Source organism: Mycolicibacillus koreensis, assembly GCF_002104795.1.
Lineage (GTDB): Bacteria > Actinomycetota > Actinomycetes > Mycobacteriales > Mycobacteriaceae > Mycobacterium > Mycobacterium koreense.
The window spans coordinates 1-13054 of sequence record NZ_NCXO01000070.1; the positions used below are offsets into that span (position 1 = coordinate 1).

The following is a 13054-nucleotide window of genomic DNA, read 5'->3' on the forward strand; positions in this document are numbered from 1 at the left end:
GGCGGGGACGGGGGCACGACCGCCGGGGCGAGTTTGGCCAGCGCACCCAACCCGAGCCCGCCGAGCACCGCCGGCGGGGCCAGCAGCGCCGGGGCGGCCAGCATCGGCACCAACGCGGGCAGCAGTGCGGTCTGGGTGATGAGGTAGTTCAGCGCCTGGACGGTGTTGCCGAACACCGAACCGATCATCTCGATCGTCGCCAGCGGCGCGACATACAGCAGCGCCACCGGGTTGGTCACCGCCGTGTAGAGCATCAGCAGCAGATCGTCGACGATCACCTTGGCGGTGAAGGCGATGTAGGAGCCCGGATCCAACGGCACCGACAGGATGTAGGCGAAGAACCCGGGGTTGAGGTAGCTGAACGGATTGCCGGTCGCCCAGAGCCATTCGCCGTGGAGCGGCAGCCCCAACAATTGCAGCGGACCCATCAGGCTCTGGAAGAAATCGGCGAACGGGTCGGTGACGTTGCCCAACCCGATCTGGTCGAAGAACCCCATGATGGCGTCGTAGAGCGGCACGTTTTGTTCCGGCATCCCCGGCTGGGAGCCGATCAGGTTGTAGAGGAAGTCCTGCAGCCCGGTGAACCAGTCCGGTGGCTCGCTGGCGGCGGCCGGGGCCGGTTCGGAGGCGGCGTCGGTGGCGGTGGTGTCGGCCTTCATCACCATCGGGGCCGGTTGCGGCGGCGGTGAGGACGCCACCGCCGCGCCCGCGACGGTCTCGTAGGTGGCCATCACGGTGGCCGCCTGGATCCACATGCGGACGTAGTCGGCCTCGTTCACCGCAATCGGGATGGTGTTGATCCCGAAGAAGTTGGTGCCCACCAGTACCGCGTGCGTGGCGTGGTTGGCCGCCAACTCCCCCATCGTCGGCATCGCCGCCAAGGCGGTGCTGTAGGCGACGGCCGCGGCCTGCTGTTCGACGGCCATGGCCGCACTGTCCGCGCTCTGCTGGGCCAGCCACGCCAGATACGGGCCGTGGGCTGCGGAGTAGGACAGTGCACTGGGCCCCTGCCACACCCCGGATTCCACGGCGGCGAGCACCGCGGTCAGCTCCTGGGCGATCTCGGTGTATTCCACGCTCAACGCCGACCAGGCGGCCGACGAGGCCAGTAGCGGACCCGGGCCGGGCCCGGCCGACAGGGCGGTGGAATGGACCTCCGGGGGTACGGCGAACCAGGCCGGGGCGGTCATCGCCGGACCCCGCCGCTACCGCGACCTTTCGCCTCGCTCCGCCGATGGGCCGGGCCGTTCACGCATGCTGCGCACACCATGGTCGTTGGTCAGCTCTCTCGGGGTACACCGCCCCGGGCCGCAGGACGCGACGACGTCAGTATCCTGGCTCTCGGATCATCGCTCCCCTCGCCTTCCAGCCCACACTGGGGCCGTGGCCGATGAGGATCGCTCCCCGATGACAGTGGCGGGACCGCGCCGGATTCACACCGGCTTCCTGGACCGCCGTCGCCTTACGCGCAGCATTGTCGCATGCCACCGGGCCGCGACGGTAGTGGATGGAAACGCTCACAGCAGCCATCGCGCCGGCGATCTTTGCGGTACCGCCGGTATGCCCTAATGTCGTCACGGTGATGACACGCGCACCGATCCACCTGGGCTCCGGTGAGCCCGTCCTGCTGCTGCACCCGTTCATGCTCTCCCAGTCGGTGTGGGACGACGTCGCCCCGATGCTGGCCGACACCGGCCGCTACGAGGTGTTCGCCCCCACCCTCACCGGCCACAACGGCGGCCCCCGGGGGGATTCGTGGCTGCTCAGCGCCCCGATTCTGGCCGATCAGATCGAGCGGCAGATGGACGAGCTGGGCTGGGGCACCGCCCACATCGTCGGCAACTCGCTGGGCGGGTGGCTCGCCTACGAACTGGCCGGGCGCGGCCGGGCGCGCACGGTGACCGGGATCGCCCCGGCCGGCGGCTGGACCCGCTGGACACCGTGCAAGTTCGAGGTGATCGCCAAGTTCCTCGCCGGGATGCCGCTGTGGCTGGCCGTGTTGGCGGTGGGTCCGCGGATTCTGCGGCTGCCGTGGAGCCGCCAGATCGCGGCGCTGCCGCTGGCCGGATCGGCCGACCGGCTCACCGAGGAGCACCTGCTCAACGCCATCGACGATCTGGCGCACTGCCCCGCCTACTACCGGCTGCTGCTGCGGACGCTGATCGAGCCCGGGCTGCCCCACCTGGCCGCCACGAACGTGCCGGCGCATCTGGTGAACTGCACCAAGGACCGGGTGGTGCCCTCCCCCCGGTTCACCAAACTGTTCACCACCGGCGTCCCGGGGCTGCAGGTGAGCACCCTGGAGGGGATGGGCCACATCCCGATGCTGGAGGCCCCGGGGACGGTCGCCGAGACGATCACCGGGTTCCTCGACCAGCATGTGCCACCGAAGCAGGCGGAGAACCCCGCCAGCTGAGAACCCGGCGGGCTCAGCGCGCGGCCAGCGCCCGCGCGAGGCGCTCGGCCACCGCGGACAGGAACTCCTCGCTGGTCTGCCACGGCTGATCGTCGCCGATCAGCAACGCCAGATCCTTGGTCATCTGCCCGCCCTCGACGGTGTCGACGACCGCCTTCTCCAGGGTGGTGGCGAACCCGGTCACCGCCGCGGCGCCGTCGAGCTTGCCGCGATGCTCCAGCCCGCGCGTCCACGCGAAGATCGAGGCGATCGGGTTGGTGGAGGTCGGTTTGCCCTCCTGGTACTGGCGGAAATGCCGCGTCACGGTGCCGTGCGCGGCTTCGGACTCCACCGTCTTGCCGTCGGCGGTCATCAGCACCGATGTCATCAATCCCAGTGAGCCGTAACCCTGCGCGACGATGTCGGACTGCACATCGCCGTCGTAGTTCTTGGTCGCCCACACGTAGCCGCCCTCCCACTTGAGGGCCTGGGCGACCATGTCATCGATCAACCGGTGCTCGTAGGTGAGCCCCGCGGCGTCGAAGTCGGTTTTGAACTCCTCGGCGAAGATGGTGGCGAATTCGTCTTTGAACATGCCGTCGTAGGCTTTCAGAATGGTGTTCTTCGTCGACAGATAAACCGGATAGTCGACGTCGAGGGCGTACCGGAACACCGCGCGGGCGAAGTTCCGGATCGAATCCCGGAAGTTGTACATGCCCATGACGACCCCACCGTCGTCGGGCATGCGCACCACCTCGTGCACGATCGGCTCGGATCCGTCGTCGGGGGTGAACGTCAGCGTCACCGTGCCGGGCCGGTCGATCTTGACGTCCGTCGCGCGGTACTGGTCGCCGAACGCGTGACGGGCGATCACGATCGGCTTGCGCCAGCCCGGAACCAGCCGCGGAACGTTACCGATCACGATCGGCGCACGGAAGATGGTGCCACCCAAAATATTCCGAATCGTCCCGTTGGGTGAACGCCACATGTGTTTGAGGCCGAACTCTTTCACCCTCGCCTCATCGGGGGTGATCGTCGCGCACTTGACGCCGACACCGTGCCGTTGGATGGCGTGGGCGGCGTCGACGGTCACCTGATCGTCGGTGGCGTCGCGGTTCTCGATGCCCAGGTCGTAGTAGTCCAGGTCGATGTCGAGGTGCGGCAGGATCAGCATGTCTTTGATCCACCGCCACAGCACACGGGTCATCTCGTCACCGTCGAGCTCGACGACGGTGCCGCGCACCGGGATCTTGGCCGGGGTGGACATCGACCGACCCCGCTCAGTCCGTCGGGGTGATCACGCTGTTGAACGTCTTGCTGGGCCGCATCACCGCGGTGGTCAATTCGTCGTCGGGCAGGTAGTAGCCGCCGATGTCCACCGGATTGCCCTGCACCTCGTTGAGCTCAGCGATGATCGCTTCCTCGTTTTTGCCCAGCGAATCGGCAAGCGCGGCAAAGTGTTTCTGCATCTGCGGGTCCTCGGTCTGAGCGGCCAGCTCCTGCGCCCAATACAGGGCCAGGTAGTACTGGCTTCCCCGGTTGTCCAATTCACCGGTCTTGCGGGACGGACTCTTGTCGTTCTCCAGCAGCTTGCCGATCGCCGAATCCAGAGTTTTGCCAAGGATCTTGGCGTGCTCGTTGTCGGTTTTGATGCCCATGTCATCGAGGCTGGCTCCCAGCGCCAGGAACTCCCCGAGGGAGTCCCACCGCAGGTGGTTCTCCTCGACCAGCTGCTTGACGTGTTTGGGTGCCGAGCCACCGGCGCCGGTCTCATAGAGTCCGCCGCCGGCCATCAGGGGCACGATCGACAGCATCTTGGCACTGGTCCCCAGCTCCAGGATCGGGAAGAGGTCAGTGAGGTAGTCGCGCAGGATGTTTCCGGTCGCCGCGATGGTGTCGAGCCCGCGGATCAACCGCTCCAGTGTGTAGCGCATGGAGCGCACCTGGGACATGATCTGGATGTCGAGGCCCTCGGTGTCGTGCTCCTTCAAGTACGTCTTGACCTTGGTGATCAACTCGTTCTCGTGGGGACGGTAGGGGTCGAGCCAGAACAGCACCGGCATCCCCGACAGGCGGGCGCGGGTGACCGCCAACTTCACCCAGTCACGGATCGGTGCGTCGTGCACGATGCACATCCGCCAGATGTCGCCGGCCTCGACGTCCTGGGTCAACAACACTTCCCCGGTGGCCAGGTCGACGATGTTGGCCACGCCGTCCTCGGGGACCTCGAAGGTCTTGTCGTGCGAGCCGTACTCCTCGGCCTGCTGGGCCATCAACCCGACGTTGGGAACGGTTCCCATCGTCGCCGGGTCGAAGGCGCCGTTGGTCTTACAGAAGTTGATGATCTCCTGGTAGATCCGGGCGAACGTCGACTCGGGGTTGACCGCCTTGGTGTCCTTCTGCCGCCCGTCGGCGCCGTACATCTTGCCGCCGGCGCGGATCATCGCCGGCATCGAGGCGTCGACGATGACGTCGGACGGCGAGTGGAAGTTGGTGATGCCCTGGGCCGAATCCACCATCGCCAACTCGGGCCGGTGCTCGTGGCAGGCGTGGAGGTCCTCGATGATCTCGTCGCGCTGCGACTGCGGCAACGTCTCGATCTTGTCGTAGAGGTCGGCCATACCGTTGTTGACGTTGACCCCGAGCTCGTCGAAGAGTTCGTGATGCTTGGCGAACGCGTCCTTGTAGAAGACCTTGATCGCGTGGCCGAACACGATCGGGTGCGACACCTTCATCATGGTCGCCTTGACGTGCAGCGAGAACATCACGCCGGTCTTGCGCGCGTCCTCCATCTGTTCCTCGTAGAACTCACGCAACGCCTTGACGCTCATGAACATCGAGTCGATGACATCGCCGTCGAGCAGCGATACCTTCGGCTTGAGCACCACCGTGTTGCCGCTGCGGGTCAGCAGTTCCATCTTGACGTCGCGGTCGCGATCCAGCGTCATCGACTTCTCGCTGTCGTAGAAATCGCCGTGACGCATGTGTGCGACGTGGGTGCGCGACGCCATCGACCATTCGCCCATGCTGTGCGGGTGTTTGCGCGCGTACTCCTTGACCGCCTTGGGGGCGCGCCGGTCGGAGTTGCCCTGCCGCAGCACGGGGTTGACCGCGCTGCCGAGGCATTTGGCGTACCGCTTCTGCAGCGCCGTCTCCTGATCGGTTTTGGGGCTCTCGGGATAGTCCGGGACCTTGAACCCCTTGGCCTGCAACTCCTTGATCGCGGCCAACAGTTGCGGCACCGACGCGCTGATGTTGGGCAGCTTGATGATGTTGGTCTCCGGCTCGTGGGTCAGCCGGCCCAGCTCGCCGAGGTTGTCGGGAACCCGCTGCTCCTCGGTGAGGTAGTCGGGGAACTCCGACAGGATGCGCGCCGCGACCGAGATGTCGCTGGTCTCCACCGAGATGCCGGCCGGTTCGGAGAACGCCCGCACCACCGGGAGGAACCCGTGGGTCGCCAGCATGGGCGCCTCGTCGGTGAGGGTGTAGATGATGGTCGGCTGGTCGGCGCACATGGTCTATCTCCCGGCGTCACTATGCGGTCAGATGTCGAGCGGCACCGTGGTTGCCACGGTTGCTATCACCGTATCGCGTGCCCGGTCGGCGGGAGCGGCGAAGGGGTCGCTTGCCGCACCCGCTCGCCCCGGGTGACGCCGCGGTGGTCGCGGGCCGTTTTGCCTGGCACCAGAGCCCGGCGACGTCAGGTGGCGGCCGGTCAACGTCGTGCGATAGGCTGCTGACTGGTTCTGAGTGTCAGCGCGAAGCCCCGGCTTGCTGGCCGGCAACCCTCCAACCGCGGTGGGGTGCCCCGGGTGATGACCAGGTTGAGTAGCCGCCGCCGGCTACACGGCAAGCGCGGGTCCGCTTTTGTGACGGGCCCCCAGAGCAGACAGGGGAGCCTGATGTGTGCCCAACGGTACGGGTTCGCGATGTGTTGTTGTAGCCACTGACCCCGGACTGCCCCGGAAACCGCCGATCGGCGGTCCCCCGGCTTTTTCCGGCCTAGCGACCACACACCACCGTGTCAAACCCGACAGAAAGCACCCGAGGCGAATGAGTTCCGAGACCACCAACGATCCGGACCCCACCGCGCACTGGTCGTTTGAGACCAAACAGGTCCACGCCGGGCAGGTCCCCGACCCGACCACCAACGCGCGGGCGCTGCCGATCTACCAGACCACCTCCTACATCTTCGACGACACCGATCACGCCGCCGCGCTGTTCGGCCTGGAGGTGCCGGGCAACATCTACACCCGGATCATGAACCCGACCAGCGATGTCGTGGAGAAGCGGATCGCCGCGCTCGAGGGCGGTGTGGCGGCGCTGCTGCTGTCGGCCGGGCAGGCGGCCAGCTCGTTCGCGATCTTGAACCTCGCCGGCGCCGGCGACCACATCGTGTCCAGCCCGCGGCTCTACGGCGGCACCCACAACTTGTTCCACTACACGTTGAAGAAGGTGGGCATCGAGTTCACCTTCGTCGACGATCCCGACGACGTGGAGTCCTGGCGCCAGGCGATCCGGCCCAACACCAAGGCGCTGTTCGCCGAGACGATCTCCAACCCGAAGATCGACGTGCTCGACGTCCCCGGCGTCGCCGACGTCGCGCACAGCAACGGGGTGCCGCTGATCGTCGACAACACCATCGCCACGCCGTATCTGCTCCAGCCGATCGCCCACGGGGCCGACATCGTGGTCCACTCGGCGACGAAGTACCTCGGCGGGCACGGCACCGCGATCGCCGGGGTTCTCGTCGACGGCGGCACCTTCGACTGGACCCAGGGCCGCCACCCCGGGTTCACCACCCCCGACCCGAGCTACAACGGGGTGGTCTACGCCGACCTGGGCGCCCCGGCGTTCGCCCTCAAGGCCCGGGTGCAGCTGCTGCGTGACTACGGTTCGGCGCCGTCGCCGTTCAACGCGTTCCTGATCGCCCAGGGCCTGGAGACGTTGAGCCTGCGGGTGGAACGCCACGTCGCCAACGCGCAGAGGGTCGCGGAGTTCCTCGCCGACCGTGACGACGTTCTCGGCGTCAACTACGCCGGGCTGCCCAGCTCGCCCTGGCACAAGCTGGGCAAGAAGCTGGCGCCGCGGGGCACCGGTGCGGTGCTGTCGTTCGAGCTGGCCGGCGGGGTGGCCGCCGGTGAGGCGTTCGTCAACGCGCTGCGGCTGCACAGCCACGTCGCCAACATCGGTGACGTGCGTTCGCTGGTGATCCACCCGGCCTCGACCACCCACTCCCAGCTCACCCCGGAGGCGCGGCTGGCCAGCGGCGTCAGCCCCGGACTGGTCCGCCTGGCGGTCGGCATCGAGGGCATCGACGACATCCTGGCCGACCTGGAACGCGGCTTCAACGCCGCCGCCGCGGTCGCCGACTCCGCGGCGGCCCGTTGAGGAGACCTCCGGTGACGATCTCCGACGTGCGCACCCAGACCCTGCCGCCGCAGGGTGAGATCGGCGTGGTCGACATCGGGGCGCTGACCTTGGAGAGCGGCACGGTGCTCGACGATGTCAGCATCGCGGTGCAGCGCTGGGGTGAGCTTTCGGCGAACCGCGACAACGTCGTGATGGTGCTGCACGCGCTGACCGGCGACTCGCACGTGACCGGTCCGGCGGGCCCGGATCACCCCACCGCCGGCTGGTGGGACCCGGTGGTCGGGCCGGGCGCACCGATCGACACCGACCGCTGGTGTGTGGTGGCGACCAACGCGCTGGGCGGGTGCCGCGGTTCCACCGGGCCGGGGTCACCGGCCGGCGATGGCAAGCCGTGGGGTTCGCGGTTCCCGGCGACCACGATCCGCGACCAGGTCGCCGCCGATCTCGCCGCCCTGGCCGCCCTCGGCATCACCGAAGTGGCCGCGGTGATCGGCGGGTCCATGGGCGGCGCGCGGGCGCTGGAGTGGATCGTCGGGCACCCCGAGACGGTCTCGGCCGGTCTGCTGCTGGCGGTGGGCGCGCGGGCCACCGCCGACCAGATCGGCACCCAGAGCACCCAGATCGCGGCGATCACGGCCGACCCGAACTGGCAGGGCGGCGACTATCACGGCACCGGCCGCTCCCCCGACGCCGGCCTCGATGTGGCCCGCCGGATCGCACACCTGACCTACCGCGGCGAGGCGGAGCTGGATCGCCGGTTCGCCAACACCGCCCAGGACGGCGAGGACCCGGCCGCCGGCGGACGCTACGCCGTGCAGAGCTACCTGGAGTACCAGGGCGGCAAGCTGGTCTCCCGGTTCGACGCGGGCAGCTATGTCGCTCTGACCGACGCACTCTCGGGTCACGACGTCGGCCGTGGTCGCGGCGGGGTCGCCGCCGCGCTGCGCGGCTGCCCGGTGCCCGCGGTGGTCGGCGGCATCACCTCCGACCGGCTCTACCCGCTGCGCCTGCAGCAGGAGCTGGCCGATCTGCTGCCCGGCTGCGACGGGTTGAGCGTGATCGACGCCGACTACGGCCATGACAGTTTTCTGCTGGAGACCGACGCGGTCGCCGCGCTGATCCGCCGCACCCTGGCGTTGGCCGCGGGCCGGGACACGCGGTCGCGGTGACCGACGGCCGCACCGAGCGCTCCCGCTCGTTCGGGTCGCAGGCGGCGGCCTACGAACGGGGCCGCCCCTCCTACCCACCGGAGGTCATCGATTGGCTGCTGCCCGAGGGTGCGCGCACCGTGTTGGACCTGGGCGCGGGCACGGGCAAGCTGACCACCCGGCTGGTGGAGCGCGATCTGGCGGTGACCGCGGTCGACCCGATCGCCGGGATGCTCGAGGTGCTCAGCTCCGCGCTGCCGAACACCCCGGCGTTGCTGGGGACCGCCGAGGAGATCCCGCTGCCCGACGCCAGCGTCGACGTCGTGCTGGTGGCCCAGGCCTGGCACTGGTTCGATGCCGACCGCGCGGTGCCCGAGATCGCCCGGGTGTTACGCCCGGGCGGCCAGCTGGGGCTGGTGTGGAACACCCGCGACGAGCGGATGGGATGGGTGCGGGCCCTCGACGAGATCATCGGGCACGAGGATGCCTGCGCCCTGCTCGACGCCGGTGTCGCGCTGTCGGCGCCGTTCGGGCCGATCGAGACCCACCGGGTGGAATGGACCAACTACCTGACCCCGCAGGCGCTGCTGGACCTGGTGGCCTCGCGCAGCTACTGCATCACCTCCCCCAGCGCGGCGCGCGCCAAAACCCTCGACCGGGTGCGCCAGTTGCTGGCCACCCACCCCACGCTGGCCGGCGCCACCGGCCTGGCGCTGCCCTACATCACCGTCGGGATGCGGGCCACCCTCGTCGACGCCGACCGCCAGCCGACACCCGGGAACCGGACCGAAGCGTGACCGCGTCGTTGCCCGACCGTGACCCGCGTCGGCAAAGGTGTGAATGATGCGCCTTCGCACCCCGGCCTTCGCCGCCGCCCTGCTGACATCGACGGTGCTGGCCGCCGCCCCCGCCCAGGCCGAACCGGTCGACGACACCTTCCTGCAGACCCTCGACCGGATCGGGGTGTCCTACGACGATCCGGCCGCGACGGCCGACCTGGGCCGCTCGGTCTGCCCGGCCCTGCAGGAACCCGGCGCCGACGCGGCGTCGACCGCGGCCAAGATCGCCGGGCGCGACGGCATTCAGGCCGCCCTGGCGGGGCTGTTCACCAGCATCGCCATCTCCACCTACTGCCCGCAGACCATGGGATCGCTGGCCGACGGCCAGGTTCCGGACCTGCCGGTGCTGCGCGACATCCCCGGGCTGCAGACGCCGACGGCTTAACTGGTTCCCAGCGGGTCGATGGTCGCCGCGGTGCGGACCATCGCCGCGGCCACCAGCGCGGTGGTGGCGACGTCGGTGCTGCGGCCACGCACCACCAGCAGCCCGGCCCGGCTGTCGGAGAGGACCAGCCGCAACACCGCGGCCACGCCCACCCCGATCCCGATCAGCAGCGCGCCGCGCCGCCAGAACCCGGCCCCGGCGAGGACGAATGCGGCCACGAACACCAGGCCGACGAACAGGATCGGCCACTGGGCGGTGACCACCGCGCGCGTCGCGTCACCGATGCGGGCCAGGGCAGCGCTCATCGCGCCACCTCGGCCATCTCGACGACATTGGTGAGCAGAAACGCCCGGGTCAGCGGGCCCACCCCACCCGGATTGGGTGAGACATGCCCGGCGACCTCCCAGACGTCGGGATGCACGTCGCCGACCAGTCCGTCGTCGGTGCGGCTGACGCCGACGTCGATCACCGCCGCGCCCGGACGCACCATGTCGGCGGTGAGCAAATGCGCCACCCCGACCCCGGCGACCACGATGTCGGCCTGCCGGGTCAGCGCCGCCAGATCACGGGTGCCGGTGTGACACAACGTGACGGTGGCGTTCTCCGACCGGCGGGTCAACAGCAGCCCCAGCGGGCGCCCGACGGTGACTCCGCGACCGATGATCACCACGTGGGCACCGGCGATCTCGATGTCGTAGCGGCGCAGCAGATGCACGATCCCGCGCGGGGTGCACGGCAGCGGCGCCGGGGTGCCCAGCACCAGGTGCCCGAGGTTCGTCGGGTGCAGGCCGTCGGCGTCCTTGGCGGGATCCACCCGCCCGAGTGCGGCGTTCTCATCCAGTGCCCGCGGCAGCGGCAGCTGCACGATGTAGCCGGTGCACTCCGGGTTGGCGTTGAGTTCGTCGATGGTGTCGTTGAGTTGCGCGGTGCTGACGTCGGCGGGCAGGTCCCGGCGCAGTGAGGTGATGCCGACCTTGGCGCAGTCGTTGTGTTTGCCGCGCACGTAGGCCTGCGATCCGGGGTCGTCGCCGACCAGGATGGTGCCCAACCCGGGGGTGCGGCCCGCCTCGGTCAGCGCGGCGACCCGCCGCTTGAGGTCCACGAAGATCTCGTCGCGCGTGGCCCTGCCGTCTAAGGTGATTGCCGCCATTCCGATATTCTGACATCGACGGTCCGTTCCGACCGCAGCCCACCGGCGTGCCACGGACCGCGACGATCGAAGGGACAGCCCCATGCCAGCCCACCCCCAGGCACCGCCGGACGTTTTCAGCCCCGCCCCGCTGGGCCCGATCACGCTGCGCAACCGCACGATCAAGGCGGCGACGTTCGAGGGCCGCACACCTGACGCGCTGGTCACCGACGATCTCATCGAGTTCCACCGGGTGCACGCCGCCGGCGGGGTGGGGATGACCACCGTCGCCTACTGCGCGGTCGCCCCGGGCGGACGCACCGAGGGACGCCAGATCTGGATGCGCCCGGAGGCCGTGCCCGGGCTGCAGCGGCTCACCGAGGCCGTGCACGCCGAGGGGGCGGCGATCAGCGCGCAGATCGGGCATGCCGGCCCGGTGGCCGACGCCCGGTCCAACAAGGCCAAGGCGCTGGCCCCGATCCGGTTCTTCAACCCGATCGCGATGCGGTTCGCCAAACACGCCACCCGCGAAGACATCGACGAGGTCGTCGCCGCCCACGCCAACGCCGCCCGCCTGGCCATCGACTCCGGGTTCGACGCCGTCGAGATCCACCTCGGCCACAACTATCTGGCCAGCTCGTTTCTGTCGCCGCTGGTCAACCGTCGTCGCGATGAGTTCGGCGGTTCGCTGGCCAACCGCGCCAAGGTGGCGCGCGGGGTGGTCCAAGCGGTGCGCCGGGCGGTCGCCGACCACGGGGACAACAAGATCGCGGTGACCGCCAAGCTCAACATGAGCGACGGGGTGCGCGGCGGGATCAGCGTCGAGGAGGCGCTGACAACCGCCCGCTGGCTGCAGGACGACGGCGGGCTGGACGCGATCGAGCTGACCGCCGGCAGTTCGCTGGTCAACCCGATGTATCTGTTCCGCGGCGACGCGCCGGTGCGGGAGTTCGCCGCGGTGTTCAAACCGCCGATGAGCTGGGGCATGCGGATGACCGGATCGAAGTTCCTGCGCAGCTACCCCTACCACGACGCCTATCTGTTGCGTGACGCCAAGCGGTTCCGCGCCGAGTTGTCGCTGCCGCTGATCCTGCTCGGCGGGGTGACCGGGCGCGCGACGATGGACACGGCGATGGCGGAGGGCTTCGAGTTCGTCGCGATGGGCCGCGCCCTGCTGGCCGAGCCGGACCTGATCAACAGGATCGCCGCCGAGGGCGACAACGGCGCCGCGGTGCCGTCGAAGTGCACCCACTGCAACCTGTGCATGCCCAGCATCTACACCCGCACCTACTGCGTGGTGACCGGCGCACCCAATTGACCTCGCCCACTGATGCACCGTGCCTGCCAAGGCACCCATTACAGTTGGTCGGATGAACCAGCCAGCCCCGCCGGCTCTTACCGTCCGGTACGACGGGACTCAGCGGACCTTCTCCGCCGGCCACGACGTGGTCGTGGGCCGTGACCTGCGTGCCGACGTCCGCATAGCGCACCCGTTGGTCTCGCGCACCCACGTGCTGCTGCGCTTCGACCAGGGCCGCTGGCTGGCGATCGACAACGACTCCCTCAACGGCATCTTCGTCAACGGGCACCGGGTTCCGGTGGCGACCCTCGGCGACGGCCAGACGGTGCACCTGGGCAATCCCGACGGTCCGCAGTTGCGTTTCGAGGTCGGTCGCCACCAGGGGGCGGCCGGGCGCCACACGCAACGGCGGGCCGTGGGGGGTGGCCCGGTGGGACGGCGGGGCGGGGCCGGCGGTGGGCACCCGGGCCCGGGGGCCGGGGTGG

General features: G+C 69.2%; 12 protein-coding genes and 2 riboswitches. Of the genes, 7 read left to right on the plus strand and 5 right to left on the minus strand.

Features of this window, described 5'->3' with window-relative positions; all coding sequences use genetic code 11:
* Positions 1-1190, minus strand: a 1190-nt coding sequence (locus tag B8W67_RS19010) for a PPE family protein (RefSeq protein ID WP_085305683.1), incomplete at its 3' end; no start/stop codon positions are given.
* Between the two features lie 137 nt (positions 1191-1327).
* A riboswitch (cobalamin riboswitch) is annotated at positions 1328-1449 on the minus strand.
* Between the two features lie 133 nt (positions 1450-1582).
* On the opposite strand from B8W67_RS19010, the gene B8W67_RS19015 reads away from it, so the two are divergent.
* Positions 1583-2416: an epoxide hydrolase EphH gene (locus B8W67_RS19015; protein ID WP_275329797.1), complete on the plus strand. Its 834-nt coding sequence runs from the start codon at positions 1583-1585 to the stop codon at positions 2414-2416.
* A 13-nt stretch (positions 2417-2429) separates the two neighbouring features.
* Here the strand turns inward: B8W67_RS19015 and B8W67_RS19020 are convergent, their stop codons facing one another.
* Positions 2430-3662 carry an NADP-dependent isocitrate dehydrogenase gene (locus tag B8W67_RS19020; RefSeq protein WP_085305685.1) on the minus strand — a complete coding sequence of 411 codons (1233 nt, stop codon included), beginning with the start codon at positions 3660-3662 and terminating at the stop codon, positions 2430-2432.
* Between the two features lie 13 nt (positions 3663-3675).
* Positions 3676-5910, minus strand: a complete 2235-nt coding sequence (locus B8W67_RS19025; protein ID WP_069391132.1) for an NADP-dependent isocitrate dehydrogenase — start codon at positions 5908-5910, stop codon at positions 3676-3678.
* Between the two features lie 227 nt (positions 5911-6137).
* A riboswitch (SAM riboswitch) is annotated at positions 6138-6257 on the plus strand.
* Between the two features lie 191 nt (positions 6258-6448).
* On the opposite strand from B8W67_RS19025, the gene B8W67_RS19030 reads away from it, so the two are divergent.
* The 4 genes from B8W67_RS19030 to B8W67_RS19045 are packed head-to-tail and all read left to right on the plus strand — an operon-like array spanning position 6449 to position 10140.
* A complete protein-coding gene (locus B8W67_RS19030) occupies positions 6449-7786 on the plus strand; it encodes a bifunctional o-acetylhomoserine/o-acetylserine sulfhydrylase (protein ID WP_069391131.1) in 1338 nt (445 codons plus the stop codon).
* A gap of 11 nt (positions 7787-7797) precedes the next feature.
* Positions 7798-8937 carry a homoserine O-acetyltransferase MetX gene (gene metX / locus B8W67_RS19035; RefSeq protein WP_085305687.1) on the plus strand — a complete coding sequence of 380 codons (1140 nt, stop codon included), beginning with the start codon at positions 7798-7800 and terminating at the stop codon, positions 8935-8937.
* Complete coding sequence (locus B8W67_RS19040; RefSeq protein WP_069391129.1) at positions 8934-9713, plus strand: class I SAM-dependent methyltransferase; 780 nt, start codon at positions 8934-8936, stop codon at positions 9711-9713. Before metX ends, B8W67_RS19040 begins: the two co-directional genes overlap by 4 nt.
* Before the next feature lie 46 nt (positions 9714-9759).
* On the plus strand, positions 9760-10140 hold the full coding sequence (locus B8W67_RS19045) for a DUF732 domain-containing protein (protein WP_084228535.1): 381 nt from the start codon (positions 9760-9762) through the stop codon (positions 10138-10140).
* Here B8W67_RS19045 and B8W67_RS19050 read toward each other — a convergent pair.
* Together B8W67_RS19050 and B8W67_RS19055 are read right to left on the minus strand one after the other, a co-directional pair.
* Positions 10137-10445, minus strand: a complete 309-nt coding sequence (locus B8W67_RS19050) for a DUF3017 domain-containing protein (protein ID WP_069391127.1) — start codon at positions 10443-10445, stop codon at positions 10137-10139. The genes B8W67_RS19045 and B8W67_RS19050 overlap by 4 nt on opposite strands.
* Positions 10442-11290 (minus strand): bifunctional methylenetetrahydrofolate dehydrogenase/methenyltetrahydrofolate cyclohydrolase, encoded by an 849-nt coding sequence (locus B8W67_RS19055; RefSeq protein WP_069391126.1) that lies wholly within the window; start codon positions 11288-11290, stop codon positions 10442-10444. The genes B8W67_RS19050 and B8W67_RS19055 overlap by 4 nt, the downstream gene beginning before the upstream one ends.
* Positions 11291-11372: 82 nt before the next feature.
* On the opposite strand from B8W67_RS19055, the gene B8W67_RS19060 reads away from it, so the two are divergent.
* Positions 11373-12587: an NADH:flavin oxidoreductase gene (locus tag B8W67_RS19060; RefSeq protein ID WP_085305689.1), complete on the plus strand. Its 1215-nt coding sequence runs from the start codon at positions 11373-11375 to the stop codon at positions 12585-12587.
* A gap of 52 nt (positions 12588-12639) precedes the next feature.
* The coding region (locus B8W67_RS19065; protein ID WP_133056155.1) for an FHA domain-containing protein at positions 12640-13054 on the plus strand (415 nt) is incomplete at its 3' end.